This is a genomic window from Alkalibacillus sp. S2W (assembly GCF_046764385.1).
GTDB classification, from domain to species: domain Bacteria; phylum Bacillota; class Bacilli; order Bacillales; family Alkalibacillaceae; genus Alkalibacillus; species Alkalibacillus almallahensis.
The window spans coordinates 2,540,181-2,554,044 of the sequence record NZ_CP177234.1 but is presented as its reverse complement, the minus strand read 5'-3'; the positions used below and the strand labels follow the sequence as shown (position 1 = coordinate 2,554,044).

General features: G+C 41.2%; 14 protein-coding genes. 10 read left to right on the top strand and 4 right to left on the bottom strand.

Features of this window, described 5'->3' with window-relative positions:
• Positions 1–167: 167 nt before the first annotated feature.
• Positions 168–782, bottom strand: coding sequence for an arylformamidase (gene kynB / locus ACKXGF_RS13185; RefSeq protein ID WP_411954158.1), 615 nt, complete (start codon positions 780–782; stop codon positions 168–170).
• A gap of 15 nt (positions 783–797) precedes the next feature.
• Positions 798–2,072 (bottom strand): kynureninase, encoded by a 1,275-nt coding sequence (gene kynU, locus ACKXGF_RS13180; RefSeq protein WP_411954157.1) that lies wholly within the window; start codon positions 2,070–2,072, stop codon positions 798–800.
• A gap of 95 nt (positions 2,073–2,167) precedes the next feature.
• On the opposite strand from kynU, the gene ACKXGF_RS13175 reads away from it, so the two are divergent.
• The 6 genes from ACKXGF_RS13175 (at position 2,168) to ACKXGF_RS13150 (ending at position 7,320) form a co-directional block, all read left to right on the top strand.
• The gene (locus ACKXGF_RS13175; protein WP_411954156.1) at positions 2,168–2,734 is read left to right on the top strand and encodes a flavin reductase family protein; all 567 of its coding nucleotides are present in this window, start codon (positions 2,168–2,170) and stop codon (positions 2,732–2,734) included.
• Between the two features lie 124 nt (positions 2,735–2,858).
• Positions 2,859–4,598: an aminodeoxychorismate synthase component I gene (gene pabB / locus ACKXGF_RS13170; protein WP_411954155.1), complete on the top strand. Its 1,740-nt coding sequence runs from the start codon at positions 2,859–2,861 to the stop codon at positions 4,596–4,598.
• A 12-nt stretch (positions 4,599–4,610) separates the two neighbouring features.
• A complete protein-coding gene (gene ltaE / locus ACKXGF_RS13165) occupies positions 4,611–5,636 on the top strand; it encodes a low-specificity L-threonine aldolase (RefSeq protein ID WP_167261147.1) in 1,026 nt (341 codons plus the stop codon).
• Positions 5,637–5,678: 42 nt separating this feature from the next.
• On the top strand, positions 5,679–6,473 hold the full coding sequence (locus tag ACKXGF_RS13160) for a lytic transglycosylase domain-containing protein (RefSeq protein ID WP_411954154.1): 795 nt from the start codon (positions 5,679–5,681) through the stop codon (positions 6,471–6,473).
• 131 nt (positions 6,474–6,604) lie between these two features.
• Entirely contained in the window at positions 6,605–6,955 is a 351-nt protein-coding gene (locus ACKXGF_RS13155) for a hypothetical protein (protein ID WP_411954153.1), read from the top strand.
• Between the two features lie 131 nt (positions 6,956–7,086).
• A complete protein-coding gene (locus ACKXGF_RS13150; RefSeq protein ID WP_411954152.1) occupies positions 7,087–7,320 on the top strand; it encodes a DUF3953 domain-containing protein in 234 nt (77 codons plus the stop codon).
• Positions 7,321–7,617: 297 nt separating this feature from the next.
• Here the strand turns inward: ACKXGF_RS13150 and megL are convergent, their stop codons facing one another.
• On the bottom strand, positions 7,618–8,793 hold the full coding sequence (gene megL, locus ACKXGF_RS13145) for a methionine gamma-lyase (protein ID WP_411954151.1): 1,176 nt from the start codon (positions 8,791–8,793) through the stop codon (positions 7,618–7,620).
• Between the two features lie 248 nt (positions 8,794–9,041).
• Between megL and ACKXGF_RS13140 the strand changes: the two genes are divergently transcribed.
• Positions 9,042–9,386 (top strand): four-helix bundle copper-binding protein, encoded by a 345-nt coding sequence (locus ACKXGF_RS13140; RefSeq protein ID WP_411954150.1) that lies wholly within the window; start codon positions 9,042–9,044, stop codon positions 9,384–9,386.
• Positions 9,387–9,474: 88 nt separating this feature from the next.
• Here the strand turns inward: ACKXGF_RS13140 and rarD are convergent, their stop codons facing one another.
• Positions 9,475–10,365, bottom strand: coding sequence for an EamA family transporter RarD (gene rarD / locus ACKXGF_RS13135; RefSeq protein WP_411954149.1), 891 nt, complete (start codon positions 10,363–10,365; stop codon positions 9,475–9,477).
• A gap of 151 nt (positions 10,366–10,516) precedes the next feature.
• Between rarD and ACKXGF_RS13130 the strand changes: the two genes are divergently transcribed.
• The 3 genes from ACKXGF_RS13130 (at position 10,517) to typA (ending at position 13,462) form a co-directional block, all read left to right on the top strand.
• Positions 10,517–10,807: a HesB/YadR/YfhF family protein gene (locus ACKXGF_RS13130; protein ID WP_167261138.1), complete on the top strand. Its 291-nt coding sequence runs from the start codon at positions 10,517–10,519 to the stop codon at positions 10,805–10,807.
• Between the two features lie 15 nt (positions 10,808–10,822).
• Positions 10,823–11,278: a hypothetical protein gene (locus ACKXGF_RS13125; protein ID WP_411954148.1), complete on the top strand. Its 456-nt coding sequence runs from the start codon at positions 10,823–10,825 to the stop codon at positions 11,276–11,278.
• A 354-nt stretch (positions 11,279–11,632) separates the two neighbouring features.
• The gene (typA, locus tag ACKXGF_RS13120) at positions 11,633–13,462 is read left to right on the top strand and encodes a translational GTPase TypA (protein WP_411954147.1); all 1,830 of its coding nucleotides are present in this window, start codon (positions 11,633–11,635) and stop codon (positions 13,460–13,462) included.
• The last annotated feature ends 402 nt before the right edge of the window (positions 13,463–13,864 follow it).

Sequence of the window (13,864 nt, the reverse complement as noted above, 5' to 3'; positions counted from 1 at the left end):
AGTACGTGATACAGCGAAAAAGGGTGCTCATACAGCGATAAAGCATTCTGATACGGCGAAAAAGGAAGCTCATACATCGAAAATGTGTCAATATACAGCGATTTTCCTGAATTATACGGCGAAAAAACGTCTTGATACAGCGAAATCCCCACCGCGGTGGGGATTTTTTATAGGGGTTGCAAGACAGCGCGAACGGGCGAACCATCTGCGCCCTCTAGCTTGAGAGGCAATGCTGATAAATAATAGTGACCAGCCTCAACGTCATCTAGTGCGACCCCTTCTAAAATATGAATGTCGTTTTCTTCAAAAGCGTGATGCGTGTCGAGCGTCTTGCTGTCTAATGGGTCGACAGACGGTAAGTCAACGCCGACAAGCTCAACGCCATGTTCGTGGAAAAATGCACCAAGCCTTGAATCTAGCTCAGGAATTTCAGTTGGAAATGGGTCGCCATTTGGCCAAGCATCGGTCTTTAAAATCACACGCCGTACGTCGGATAAATTAATAAAGTTTAAATCTTCAGGTGTGATCCGTTGTTTTGTAGTGAGATCAATGACTAAGACAGGGCCCATGTACAAATCGATTGGTAATTGATCGACAGTTAAGCCGCTATCATTAAAATGAAAAGGCGCATCAATATGAGTTGCGGTGTGGCAACTTGTTGTGAATTGGCCAATATTAACCGACCCTGTTTCTGCTTTTGATGCCGTTAGATCATATGAAAAGGGCTCATCTTCAGGCCATGTAGGTGTATTTGCATTTAATGTTCTGGAAATATCGATCATGATGGGTTACACTCCTTAAGCAATGACGTCGCGTTCATTTTGATATTGTTTATATGTTTCGTTCGTCATGATATCTTTTAAAATTTGCACTGTTCGGTATATGTCATGATAAGACACATAAAAAGCAACAGGTGCCAAACGAATGACATTAGGTGCACGGAAGTCAGGCGTGATGTCACGCTCTTTTAGCGCTTTACAAATACTCGCGGCAGCATCATGTTCTAAGCAAATATGGCCACCACGACGTTTGTCTTCACGTGGATTTCCGATTGTGAAACCGAACTCGCTTAATTCGTGTTCGACTAAATACATAAAATAAGCCGTAGCCTGTAAGGATTTTTCACGAACGGCCTCGATTCCGACTTCTTCAAATAATGATAAAGACCCGATTAACGGTGCAGCGCTAAACACATGGGGCGTGCCGATTTGAAATGCGCCAGCGTCTTGAGCCTTTGTAAAAGTATGTTCCATATCGAATTGCTTATCCTTATCAGAACCGAACCAGCCTGTTAATCCAGGTGTGCGGTCGAAATGGTTTTCATGAATGAATAAGCCCGCGACACCACCAGGCCCGCTGTTAACGTATTTATAATGGCACCAATAGGCAAAATCGACACCGTCTTCATGGAAATTATGCGGTATGACGCCAACTGAATGACAGCCATCGAATCCAATCAGAATGCCTCTCTCATGGGCGGCTTCTGTTAGTTTTCGAATATTTAATAATTGCCCGCTACGGTATAAAACAGTCGGGAGGACAATCAAGGCTACTTCGTCAGTCATCGCTTGAATAATATCATCCTCATCAATCGTCCGGCCATCACGGCTTTCAACTTGAATTAAATGTTCATCAGGATCATAGCCGTGCAAGTTGAGTTGGCTTTGCAAGGCATAAATATCAGAAGGGAAATTGAGTTCATCGGCTAAAATTTTCGTACGTTTACCCTCGGGCTGATAAAAGGTGCTCACGAGTTGGTGGAGATTAGTCGTTGTTGAACCTGTGACAATCACTTCCTCTGACTTTCCACCTACTAGAGGCGCCACACGCTCACCTAAATTTTCCGATAAGTAAAACCACGGATGTTCATTGCTCATCCATCCGCCAATCGCTTCTTCTTTCCAAGTGTTCATCACTTGTTGCAATGACTCTTCTGCTCGTTTAGGCATCAGGCCGAGCGAATTACCATCTAAATAAATATGGTCGTCACTTATATAAAATTCTTGTTTATATTGATTGAATGGGTCGTTTGCATCGAGCTCTCGCGCAAATGCTTCAGTCGGTTTAAACATGTTCATCCCTCCTTTATTCAATATATCATAAATGCCGTTCAGGTGAGTGAATTTTCTGTTAAAATAGAGTGAAATACGAAAGTAGGTGGCAACTTATGAGACAACCAACAGATAAAACCGTCATGCACAGTTATCCAGGAATGGTCGCAATCGTTACCGCGACGCACAACGGCCAAGACAATGTTATGGCTGCTGGGTGGCATTCGTATATTTCATTCGATCCGCCGATTTATGGGGTAGCAATCGGGCGTGAACGGTATACATATGATTTGATTAAACAGTCAGGTGAATTTGCGGTTCATTTTTTACCGATGGAAAGGGCAGAATTCATTCAACAATCAGGTAGTTTTAGCGGAAGTGATGTAAATAAATTTGAAGTAGATGGCATGGGGTTTGATCGAGGCAAAACAATTAATGCTCCGATTTTACACGATGCCTATGTGGCTTACGAGTGCCAAGTAATTGATGTAAATACATATGGAGATCACGACTGGTTTGTCGGAGATATTACGCAATTTTATCGTGATGACGATTTATTTTTAGCAAATGGACTGCCAGATGATTCTCAATTAGAAATTCCATTATATCTAGGTCGCTCGATGTACACGACAACGGGTGAACGAGTGGAAAAACGAGTAGACCGTGATGAACGTGAGGGATAATCATGCTTGTCATAATTGATCATAATAATTCGTTTACATATAATGTTATAAATTACATCGAAACATTGGGTGGTCGAATTAGTCAGGCACAGGTACCTATACATGACACAAGGAGGTGCAAGAGTTGAATGATATTAACATGACGTATCATTTCAATCACCCTTGGCTAAAGCGAACGGCTTATGCATTCGAGGATCCTGTTGATGTTTTACAAGCCGATGTGATTGACGACGTCCCTCATGTATTGGAACGAGCAGAAACTTATCAGAAGCAAGGTTTTTATGTCGCTGGCTATGTGAGTTATGAAGCGGCGGAGGCATTTTATCCAAATTTACCCTTTCACAAAAACACTCAGGTTCCCTATTGTATATTTGCGGTGTTTGAAGAGGTAAAGGATCCGGTTGAGTTTAACCAAGCCAAGGCTTTTGTTGGTGCAAGTTTTCAACCTGATGTGTCCAAACAAACATATAAACAAAAGATTAATGCGATTCACGATTTGATTGCTCGTGGTGTGACGTACCAAGTCAATTACACGATGCGTTTGATCGCCGAATTGAGTCATGTAGATACGTCCCAATGGTATGAACAACTTCGCCGGTCCCAACAAGCAAATGTCACGTGTCATTTACAATTCGGTCAGTATGAAATTATCTCCGTATCACCTGAATTATTTTTTGCTTGGAATGGTGAGTCAATTGATACGCGGCCGATGAAAGGGACAATCGGTCGTGGGTTAACTTTAGGGCAAGATGAGACGTTGAAACAAAAGCTAGTCTCATCTGAGAAAGACCAAGCCGAAAATATCATGATTGTGGATATGTTACGCAATGATGTGACACAAGTGGCAAAAACAGGAACGATCCATGTCTCAGAGTTGTTTGCGATTGAAACATATCCAACCGTGCATCAAATGACATCGACGATACAAGCCGATACCAAGCCAGGCATATCGTTAAGTGATATATTTGCTGCACTATTTCCTTGTGGTTCGATTACTGGAGCCCCGAAACAAAGCACGATGGCTCAAATCTACCAATTAGAAACGAGCGCGCGGGACGTTTATTGCGGGGCGATTGGCTTATTGACACCTGATGGCCAAGCGATATTCAATGTTCCGATTCGAACGGTTATGTGGAATCGTGACACAGGTCGAGCTGTGTATGGCGTGGGTGGCGGTGTCACATGGGATTCGTCCGCAGACGGTGAATACGAAGAAACTGTCGCGAAGGCGCGCGTCTTGTACCGGGAAGCACCTGATTTTCAGTTGCTAGAGACAATGCGATTAAACGATGGTGTGATTTGGTTAGAAGAAGAACATCTAAAGCGTCTACGAGAATCAGCGGAATATTTTCAAATAGCAATGGATGAAAACGAAGTTATAGAAAAACTTGCTAAAGCTAAAGACGGATTATCAGGTTTGTATAAAACTCGATTATTAATGAATCAAAATGGTTCGATTCATGTTGAGAAAACACCCATTAACGATTCAACTACTACGATGACGGCAGTACTAGCAGACCATCCTGTTGATTCACAGAACCCATTTTTGTATCACAAAACAACGCATCGAGAGGTTTATACAACATTAGCAAAGCATGATGGCTATGCCAATGATACCTTGTTGTGGAATGAATATGGATACATTACGGAATTCACGTCAGGGAATGTTGCATTCTATTTCGATGGAAAATGGTACACACCGCCAACATCAGACGGATTGTTGTCGGGTACTTATCGAAAGGCGCTTGTGACGGCAGGTAAATTATGTGAACGTTCACTAAAACGTGATGAAGTCAATAAAGTAGAGCAATGGGCATTTTTAAACAGTGTACGGGGATGGATTACGATTGATATATTAAAATAAGGGGCGATGAACATGATCGATTTAAGAAGCGATACAGTAACAAAACCAACGCAGGCGATGCGAGAAGCGAGTTTTCATGCTGAGGTAGGCGACGATGTTTATGAAGAAGATCCGACTGTCACGAAACTAGAGGAAAAAGCGGCTGACATGTTAGGCAAAGAAGCGGCGCTATTCGTGACTAGTGGCGTGCAAGGGAATCAGATTGCGGTCTTAACGCACACACAGCCTGGGCAAGAAATCTTGCTTGAAGAAGAAGCGCATGTGTTTTACTACGAAGGGGCTGCGATTTCTGCTTTTGCGGGTGTACAACCACGGACGATTAAGGGAGCACGTGGCGTGATGGCCCCGGCTGATGTGGCGGCAGCGATTCGCCCAGAAGATGTTCATTTGCCTGAAACTGGACTTATTTTGCTCGAAAACACGCATAACCGAGCAGGTGGTGCGGTGTTGCCGTTAGAGACGATGGAAGCGACCTATCAGATGGCACAAGCGAACAATATTCCAGTTCACTTAGACGGAGCGCGGTTATTTAATGCTCAAGCAGCAACTGGGATTTCAGTCAAAACATACGCTAGCCAAGCCGACACGGTTCAGATTTGTTTATCAAAAGGACTTGGTGCACCAGTCGGATCGATTATTGCAGGTTCGCATCAATTTATTAAACAAGCCCGGAAATGGCGTAAACGCTTAGGTGGTGGCTTGCGTCAAGTTGGCGTGATTGCAGCACCAGCCATGATTGCTTTAACGGAAATGTCAAAACGATTAGATGAGGATCACAAACACGCTGCGAAACTAGCAAACGGAATTAAAGAAGCGGGGTTTGAACTGGCTTATCCAGTCGAAACAAACATTGTCATTATGGACGTAGCGTCAGCCGGGATAAGTGGTGCTGATATGATGACAAGACTTGCTGATGATGGTATTCAAGCCGTTCAGTTCGGGCCGACACTCGTCCGTTTTGTGACCCATTACGATGTAAGTGAAGAAGAGATTGATGAAACGATTCTAGTGCTGAAAAAAATCAAATCTATGCTATAATAGCGTTAGAGATTTGTCGACAAAGTAAGAGGAGTGACCAATATGGTCGATTCACGTATGTTTGAAGCGGTATTAGGCTATCAACGCGCCATGCAAAATAGCCCGTTTCAGACAAACCAACAAAATAATCAATCAAATCAAGTGATGAATGGTGATTCGTTTCAACAGCTATTAATGGCTAATATGATGCCGAGTTTTTCAAGTGGTAGTAGTTCGAGTAGTGGATCAATGGCTGATGCGCTCATGCCAATGGGTGGTTCTGGTTCATCATCTAGTGGTCTCGGGTCTATGGCTAATACGATGATGCCGAATGCTATGGCTGGCAGTGGTTTGATGGCTAGTATGATGCCAGGTAGTTCTAGTAATCAAGGCATGATGACTGACCTGTTTTCATCCCAAACAAATCAAATTAAACAAGCCTTAGCACAAGCGGGTGAAGAGAACCTATCAGTTGATACGAGTGATGTTGAACCATCACAGTTTGACGACATGATTCAAAGCGTTGCTGAGCGTTTTAATTTAAATCAAGATTTACTTAAATCTGTGATCAATGCAGAATCTAATTTTAATCCGGAGGCTATCAGCGATGCAGGTGCTCAAGGACTCATGCAATTAATGCCACAAACGGCTGAAGCCTTAGGGGTGACTAACCCATTCGATCCCCAGCAAAATATTGAAGGAGGCGCACGTTATTTGCGTGACATGCTCAATCGTTATGACGGGAATCTAGAAAACGCTTTAGCAGCTTATAATGCTGGCCCAGGCAATGTCGACCAATACGGTGGAGTACCGCCATTTGCTGAGACACAAAACTATGTTTCAAAGATTTTAGGATGAATTTTATAAGCAGCGTGCTAAATTACATAACATTTAGCGCGCTTTTTTTATAGTTGTAACCTTGCTTCAAAAGAAAGTAGGTAATCATCTATGTTGGAATAAGAGTCATTAAATATTAAGGAGTTTCAGTGATGAAAGATAATTTTCTCATGTATTTCAAATCTCTCAGAAAAAACTTTATGTTAGTAGTTATAGCATTAATTTTATCAATTCCAACTTTTTTTATCTGGGCTGGCATTCCTTTCTTTATCATGGGGGGAGTAGTGGAAAGTATGACGACTAGTACGTGGCTAGTTTATCTCAGTGTGTCGCTTTCAGGAGGATTTCTGTTTTCCTTATACTTCTTGCCTTTTCATTTAAACGTTGCCAGAAACATGGCAAACACAATGCGATATAACATGGTAAAAGCGCTTATCTACATACAAACATTTTTTATAACAGTAAGTGCAGTGTTTTTTGGAATAGCTATAATCATCATCTGAATTTTTCTAAATATTTGTGTTAAGATAAATGTAATTATTTCCAAATAATATCCTTATGCCTAATCATGGTTTCATGGGCTATATATAAGCGTGTAGTATTGCTTATAACTCAACAAGACAGGAGGTATTTGGTGATTTTAAATATCATAATAACTGTATTGGCTATTACTGTCATTTCTGGATCAATATACGGATTATCAACGGGTGATCATGGGCTTCAACCTTACATCCAGCTAATTTCAGGGGTTATGTTTTTTGCTTTAGGACTAAAAGTATTTCAACAGAATCAAAAGACGATGGCCATTTTGATCTTTCTTGGATCTGGATTTATCTTGTTCGTGAGTATTTATGTTTTAATTGACTAACAGGGAAGCTGATAAAATATAATGGATATCTATGTAAATATTGAAGGAATAGAGAAAAAGTGTACAAATGTTGATTCCTGTAGGATTTATATATGAACATTATAAATGCATACAATTTAAAAGACCATCCATGCTGTTACATGGAGCGGCCTTAATAGATCGGACCCCAACAAGAGGGGCAAGGCAGCTTAAGGCAAAAATAATCCCTCAGCACCAGGTAAACGCCATATGAGGGGTTATTTTTTATGCCTAAATTGTAGCTATAATGTTATCATTCTACTTTGTTCATTTTCTGATTCACACTTGTTCTAACGCCTGATTCAAGTCTTCCCAAATATCTTCCCATGCTTCTAAGCCGCATGACATTCGAATTAGTGAATCCGTGATGCCCATGTGTTCTCGACTTTCTTCAGGGACAACTGAATGAGTCATCGTTCCAGGGTGTTGAATAAGTGATTCCGCATCACCTAAACTTACGGCTAGTTTAATAAACGATAGTTTGTTTAAGAATGCTTGTGCTTCTGCTTTGCCGCCTTCTAATTCAAATGAAATGACGCCAGCGCCTAGCTTCATTTGTTTTTGGGCGATGTGATAGTGCTCGTGATCAGGGTCAAATGGATAATAGACACTTTTAATTTTTGGATGCGCTTTTAGTTTGTCGACGATTTTTTCAGCATTATCGGAATGACGATCCATCCGTAATGGTAAAGTTTTTAAACCTCGCAGTAGTAACCACGCATCAAATGGTGCCATAATGCCGCCGATATCTTTTTGAGTGGTCATGGCAACTTCTGAAATAAACTCTTCTTTACCGACTAGTAGACCACCCACGACATCGCCGTGTCCACCGATATATTTCGTCGCACTGTGCAGGACAATATCGCATCCTGAATCGATGGGACGCTGTAAATACGGCGATGAGAATGTGTTATCGACGACAACTGGAATGTCGTATTCTTTAGCAACACGCGCAATCATCTCAAGATCAATCATTTTCATCGTCGGGTTAATCGGTGTTTCGATATAAATCACTGCTGTATTGTCTTGAATCATTTGGCGGACAACGTTCTCTGATTCCATAAAGCTGAAATCGGATTGAATATTATATTTGTCACGCATGATATCGAGCAATCCGAATGTACAACCATAGATCCCTCGCGAGCATAAAATATGGTCGTTTGCTTTCGTTAAGGCGATCAGTGTTGCTGATACAGCTGCCATACCTGATGCGAAGGCAAGCCCAGATTCAGCATTTTCTAACTTGGCAATTCGTTCTTCTAGGTGCCTGACAGTCGGATTGCCGAGACGCGAATAAATAAAGCCTTGATCTTCTCCTGCAAATCGCGCTTCTCCCTGTTCAGCATTCGCGAACGTATAAGTAGACGTTTGATAAATTGGTGTTGCTAAACTGTCGTAATGATCTTTTGAGTCATAGGCATGATGAATCACATCTGTTTCAAATCGATTGGACATTGTGTAACTCCCCTTTGATCCCTTTTGATAAAAGTATAACATAAAATGTGAAAGCGCTTTCTATATTTTGGATAAAAAATTTTGAAAATATGAGTCAGCATGAACTTTTGCAATAAGTATACCGAGTCATTAAATAAATTTATGAATTTTTGAGGATGATTAATTTAAAAGTAGTTTGTAACTCTATTTTATAAAACAAATATAAACGGGCATGATAAAGGAAGATCATTTAGATAGGAGTGTTGTTTATGGGTGTATTATCAACATCACCAACGAATATGGATGCGTGTATTGAAGCGTGTCAAAAATGTTTGAGAGCTTGTGAGGAGTGTATGACGGCTTGCTTGCAAGAGCCAGACGTTCAAGCGCGGATCAATTGTATTCAGACGTTGCATGATTGTGCGGATATTTGTGCTCAAGCAACAGAGTATATGGCACGAAACAGTTCATTTTCAGTTACACTTTGCGGTGTATGTGCGCAAGTGTGTGAACAATGTGCTGTTGAGTGTGAGAAGATGCAAGATGATCATTGTCAAGAATGTGCGCAAATCTGTCGTGAATGTGCCCAAGCATGCCGGCAAATGGCAGGTTAGTCTGAATGTAAAAAGGCGAAGAGCGTTAAAGGTCGTGCCCTGACGCATCTTCGCCTTTTTAATATTAATTTTGACTCTACTATAACCATCAACCAACTTGCCGTAAATGTTTAACGCGTTCGTATGTGTATAAAATAAGCCCGAGCCAAATCAATATAAACGTCACGGCATGAACGGATGTGAATGGTTCGTTGTATAAAAAGACCCCAATCAAAAGCATAAGTGTTGGTGCGAGATATTGTAAAAACCCAATCAACGACAATGGAATTCGTTTAGCCCCTTGTGCGAATAATAGCAGTGGAATTGCTGTTGCGACACCTGCTCCAATCAAAATCAATGTTGTTCCCCATGACGAACCTAAAGCACCCCCACCGGAAAACTCTAATCCTGCAATATAAATAAACGCAATAGGTGCCACAACCATTGTTTCGATTGCCAAGCCGAAAATGGCATTCAACTGAACGACCTTTTTCAATAATCCATATATACCGAATGTCATAGCGAGTGCTAAAGCAGCCCATGGAAACGATCCTAAATTAATCGTCATGTAACTAACGCCAATAAATGCCAAGGCAATGGCTACCCATTGAATCGAACTAAAGCGTTCTTTAAGGAAGATAAGGCCAAATAAAATACTAATTAATGGGTTAATATAGTAACCAAGGCTTGCATCGAGGACGTGATCAGAGTTGACAGCCCATATGTAAATTACCCAGTTTAAACTGATCACGATACCTGCGGCGCTAATACCAAGCGCAGTTTTAGCGTTAGTAAATAATGATTTAACTTCAGCTACGAGTAAGTGCCAACGTCGGATCACTAAAATAAATACAATCATAAAAGCGAGCGACCAGAAAATTCGGTGCGCTAGAATCTCCCAAGCTGGTACATGCTCGATTAATTTCCAGTAAAGAGGGAGTAGTCCCCACAATAAATAAGCGAACGTTGCATATAGAATTCCGATCCGTTCCTCGGTCATGTTGTCACCTCATTCAATGTTTTAGCGCGTTAAGGCGTTCATGAAATTTTACGATACCCGAAACAAATTTGCAATGGTTAAAGTGGAATAATTTGTTGTTTAAGCGTGTTTTCGGTACACTAACAGTAAGAGACTAGAAGGGGGTTTTAGCATGAATATTAACATAACAGATGAAGCGGTTAACTGGTTTAAAGATGAGATGGATTTAGAAGATGGCGATGCGATTCAATTTTATCCAAAATACGGAGGCGACAGTGCGTTTCAGTCAGGTCTTTCGATCGGGATGGCCATTGGCAGTGCTAACGAACCACAGGTCACGACAGAGAAACAAGGCATTTCTTTTCAAATTGATCAAAAGGATGTCTGGTTTTTTAACGATAAAGATTTGCATGTCGGTTTGAAAGATGGCGAGGTCGCTTATTCCGACGAACCATTGAACTAAGAAAGGGAGAGTTACATGACTTGGACACGCGAACAAGCGTATGATTTATTGAAAACCGTGTACACCGATGATGTCATGCAGCAAGAGAAACGACGTGTCTTTAAATTATTGTACAATCAATTGTATGAACGTTTGGATGATTTGGCCATTAACCAAGCTATTTCAGAACAAGCAGAAAAACAGTTATATTTATTCAAAAATTTTACCTTTATGCCTGGGGACAATATTTTTCAATCGATGCGTTATATGTTCTTAATCGCAAGAGGTGAAAAGGAACTAGACCGACAAACAACTCGAGAACATCTTGATCGGATTTATAAATCACTTTATCAACCAGCAGGCCTTAAAAATCCTGTGATTCCCGATCATTTTTGGGAAACTCCAATTGGGATCGCATGCCACATTGCTGAAGAAGGTGTAGAGGCGGTTTATCCACTATTAGATGATATTAATGAAGCAAGCACTCCTTAATGTTAAGGAGTGTTTTTTGTATTATGAGGGAATGGTTAATGGGTAAAATTTATTGACTAAAAACTGTTATCAACCGTTGTATACCGTTCGTTCTGTTATCTCCTGTATAATTTAGTTGAACGAATGGGGATTATATTGTTAAGGTTGCAAATGGTTTCATTAAAAGGTTCTTATGTATAGACTATTTAAATTTAATCGGAAACTACAAATTGATTGGAATGGCGATGACCTATGTGTCACGCCACTACAGACAGTCCACTAATCAATCGTTCAAGTTTAAAGCTATACAGATCACGGGAACTGATATATAATGACAGAGGCAGGAAATTTATCGAAAAGAAATGGAGCGTTTTTATGCAAGAGCAAAAAGATATTCGTAACATCGCGATTATCGCGCACGTCGACCACGGGAAGACAACATTAGTAGACCAGATGTTGCACTATTCAGGTACGTTTCGTGATAATGAGAACATTGATGAGCGTGCGATGGATACGGATGATTTAGAAAAAGAGCGTGGAATTACGATTCTCGCTAAAAATACCGCGATTAATTATGGTGATACGCGGGTTAATATTTTAGATACACCAGGTCACGCTGACTTCGGCGGTGAAGTTGAGCGTATTATGACAATGGTAGACGGGGTTATGCTCGTTGTTGATGCTTACGAAGGGTGCATGCCGCAGACGCGTTTCGTACTCAAAAAAGCATTAGAGCAAAACTTGAAGCCAATGGTCGTACTCAATAAAATTGACCGTCCGAGTGCACGCCCACAAGAAGTGATTGATGAAGTATTAGACTTATTTATCGAGCTTGGTGCTGATGATGAGCAATTAGAATTCCCTGTTGCTTATGCATCAGCATTACAAGGAACTTCTGGTTATGAAGCTGATGATCAGCAAGAGACGATGGAGCCGGTTTTCGAAACGATCTTAGATTATATTCCAGCACCAAAACCACTTGCAGATGAACCGTTACAATTCCAAGTAACATTACTTGATTATAACGATTTCGTCGGTCGTATTGGTGTCGGTCGTGTTTACCGTGGTCGTATGAAAGTAGGCGATCATGTCGCAGTCATGAAGAAAGACGGTTCTGTGAAAAATCAGCGCATTAACAAATTATTCGGCTTTATTGGCTTAAAACGAATTGAAATTGAAGAAGCGGTAGCGGGTGACATTGTCGCAATCGCTGGCTTAGAAGATATCAACGTCGGTGAAACAGTCTGTGATATGAACCATCACGATCAATTACCTATTCTACGTATTGATGAGCCAACGCTACAAATGAAGTTTGTCACTAACAATAGTCCGTTTGCAGGTAAGGAAGGTAAGCATATTACCTCCCGTAAAATCGAAGAACGTCTATTAACTCAACTTGAAACAGACGTGAGTTTACGTGTTGAAGAGACAGAATCACCAGATGCTTGGATTGTATCAGGACGCGGTGAACTTCACTTATCGATTTTAATCGAGAATATGCGCCGTGAAGGTTATGAATTACAAATATCAAAACCACAAGTCATCATCCAAGAAATTGATGGTGTGAAATGCGAGCCATATGAGCATGTACAAGTCGATGTACCTGAAGATTATACAGGACCTGTTATGGAATCACTTGGTGCTCGTAAAGGTGAAATGGTCGATATGATTAACCAAGGTAATGGTCAAGTTCGAATAGAATTTAAAGTACCATCTCGTGGTTTAATCGGTTACTCAACTGAATTCATGTCACAAACACGTGGCTATGGTATTCTAAACCACTCTTTCGATTCTTATGAGCCTCTTGTTCAAGGATCAGTTGGTGGCCGCCGTCAAGGTGTGCTTGTCTCGCAAGAAAAAGGTAAGGCAACACCATATAGTATTATGAATTTAGAAGATCGTGGTACTATTTTTGTTGAACCGAATACGGAAGTCTATGAAGGCATGATTGTCGGTGAGCATAACCGTGATAATGACTTAACGGTCAATATTACGAAAGCAAAAGAACTGACTAACGTTCGTTCTGCAACGAAGGATAATACCGTCACACTAAAAGGTACTCGTAAATTAACGTTAGAAGAAGCGATTGAGTATTTAGATGATGATGAATACTGCGAAGTAACACCTGAATCAATTCGCCTACGTAAGAAAATCCTAAATAAAGGCGAACGTGAACGTGAAGAAAAACGTAAAACAGGTAAATAAAAGCTAAGTATAAAAGCACCGCTGAGAACTCATAATAAATGAGTTTTCAGCGGTGCTTATTTATTGTGGTGGATATGCACGAAGATTCTTTGTTTTGGTGGTATAAAACAAGGATAACAAACAGGGAGTTTGCGTGCTTTTTTGTTTCACCAAACCGCTAAGTTGGCATCAGGTGAGAAGCGTGGGTGGTGACGCCTGGTCGACTAAGTTCGGTCACGTCCTGCGCCTGTGAGTACTCGGCGCAGAATAATCGAAGAAGCATATGAAATCAGCTTTTGTGACCAACGTCGACATTAGGCCGTCCGGGCCGTCACGGGAATAGCACGCGTCTCGAGACCCCACAGGCCACGTCTTTCGGCCGAGGGATGCACCTGCGTCTTCTCGTAACGCTTCGAAGCAGGC